A 2,681-nucleotide genomic window follows, 5' to 3' on the forward strand; every position below is an offset into this window, starting at 1 on the left:
AATAGTGATAGGTAAGGTTTTGACATCATCTCCACCTTTTCCCCCACTTCACACCGTACGTGAGACTTTCACCTCATACGGCGCTCCATCTAATTCAATTGACCAACTTTTGTATTGAAGCAAAGATAGGATGTCGACGCGCTGATATTCTGAGCTTGTCAAACATCACTTTCTTATCTTCAATAATGTCGTACTTATTTAAGATTGATTTTGCCTTATCTGAATCATCGCTATGAATTGCTAAGTGTATGTCTTCTAGTACAATTACGAGATTTTCATAATTGTCCTGTCCCCCAAATTCCAACGGAATTTTATGATGACAGTGCCAACCTACTAATCCAACTTCTTGTTTCGTAATTGCACATTTTCCATACTGTGCAATAAACTTTGCAATTCTGTTATCGTTGTATTCTACTGTTCGATGCTTCATATAAAAACGCTGTACATGTCGGAGTGTCTCCCTATCTACGGCTTTTAGCGTATCATGTATTTTCTCTCTACCTTCTTTTGTATAATTTGAGATAGACTGAGTAAAATTTCTAGCCGGTTTGTGCTTCTGCGCATGGATAGGTAGTAATACGATGTCTTTGATTTTATACAATTTAGGATTGTATCGTTTATATCTTTTCCTTAATACAGTCGACATGTCACTCTTAGTGGCTTTTTTCCAATCTCGCCTCAGTCGATTATAGAGTGTTCTTATGAGATGGCAACTCATGTGATCTAGATCGTGATTAATATGTGTGGCGGCTGAATAATAATTTTGTATTCCCATTACAGTCGTGTTAAATCGCCATACTGATTCTGGTGTTTGTTCTCTGCTTATATCTTTAACAGCCTTTTTCAGCTTGCTATACGCATGTTTTCTGGATTTTACACACATTCTGCTATGAGCCACATGTTTGTTTCCTTTCTTATTTGCCTTAACTGTAAAGCCTAAAAAGTGACTCGCTTTTTTCCTCAAATTTATAATCTTTGATTTTTCAAGGCTAATATCCAGATGTAGGCGTGTTCTAAGAAAGTCTTTTGTTGCTTCAAACATTTTTAAAGCCGTTACATAATCACGACATAATATTTTTGCATCGTCTGCATATCGAATTAAGAAACATTCCTTTAATTTGCTTTTCTTTAGTGCTCGATATTTTTCACTATTTCCCTTATATGGATGTGAGGTCTTTATCGTTTCCCATTGGTTACTTACCCACCAATCTAATTCGTTGAGTACGATATTAGATAGAAGCGGACTTAGTATTCCTCCTTGCGGAGTACCTTTTTGAGGAACACCCTCATTTACAATTTCTGCTTTCAGTAGTCTTGAAATGATAGAAAGTAATTTCTTATCTCGTATACCTATCGTCCACAATTGCTTTAGAAGTTTTCCATGATGCACATTGTCAAAGAAACCTTTAATGTCTATATCCACACAGTAGTGAAATCCGTTTCCTTTTCTATTCACTAAAGATTTCATTCTCGCTAGTGCATGATGTGTACTTCGGTTAGGGCGAAAACCGTAACTATGATTATGAAATTTCGCTTCGCATATTGGTTCCAATATTTGCAATACACATTGCTGAAATAATCTGTCCCATATGGTTGGTATCCCTAAAGGTCTACGGTCTCCATTTGGTTTTGGTATAAATACGCGTCTTACAGATTGTGGTTCATACCAACCAAACATCGTTCTTACTTTTTCTATCACTTCATCCGTTGAAAGCATTTTAATATCATTAATTGTCATTCCATCTGTTCCAGCTGTCAGACTTCCCATATTTCTTTTTATATTTCGATATGCTAAACGTATGTTTTCATCCATCTTCATAAGCTCTATTAATTTATAAAAGTTGTTACCGTTTTGACTTTGCTGATACAAGTCATCTAGTGTAGACTGCATATCATAATATTCAGCGTGTCTAAGCTTTTCAGTTTTCTTTATAAGTCGGATCTCCTTTCAGAGTTTACCTTTTTTAGTCTCACAAGAACCTTATAATTCGACTGCGTAGCTTGTTGAAACGGTTGGTCAATCTTTCATCAGACTAATGGCTATCCCTCTGCAATGTTTCCATTGCTTCACCGGTACTATGCCATCACTCTCACCACCATAAATGAAGGTTATACGTTTGCTAATCTCACAAACACCTTCCCTTCAAACACTTCCTCGAAGATAAGTTCTCCATGTTGGTGGCTTTCCACGTTCCATTATTTCTATCTATGCATAACACTTTTAGGGTTCTCCTTTAAGCCTACTGACTTGATGTCGCCTATAACGACATATGGACTTTCATAACAACTATTTTTACTCATCCACATCAGCACCACGCTCGTGGCACACACATTTCTATGTGTCATCGTTCTAGACCCGTACATTCGAAGATTCGTCAGATTCTGCCTACCCGTTGGTTTTGTTGAATCCATTCTACCCATGAGTGCTTTTTAGACTCCCGGCCTATAGGCTACACCATCCACCGCTGGACAGTTTTCGTAGTATCGAGATACTTTAACGGTAGCTCTCAGCCGACTTCACCGAGCTTCACACAACTACAGGCTTATCTTTTGTATGCTGCATGTCGGAGTATCAGAGGAAGCCCTTCAAGGCGTTACCCTATCATTTGACTTCTCGAAATAATAGTTCTGCTGAATATTGAATCAGCGCCTAACCTTTTCAGTTAGGAACGTGTCGCACA

Annotated in this window: 1 protein-coding gene; it reads right to left on the reverse strand. The window is 37.8% G+C overall.

The features are described from left to right. Window positions 1-94: 94 nt before the first annotated feature. Window positions 95-1,891, reverse strand: a complete 1,797-nt coding sequence (ltrA, locus tag ACS2CR_RS33835) for a group II intron reverse transcriptase/maturase (RefSeq protein WP_153603176.1) — start codon at window positions 1,889-1,891, stop codon at window positions 95-97. Between the last annotated feature and the right edge of the window lie 790 nt (window positions 1,892-2,681).

Source organism: Bacillus cereus group sp. BceL291 (genome assembly GCF_051776705.1).
Lineage (GTDB): Bacteria > Bacillota > Bacilli > Bacillales > Bacillaceae_G > Bacillus_A > Bacillus_A cereus.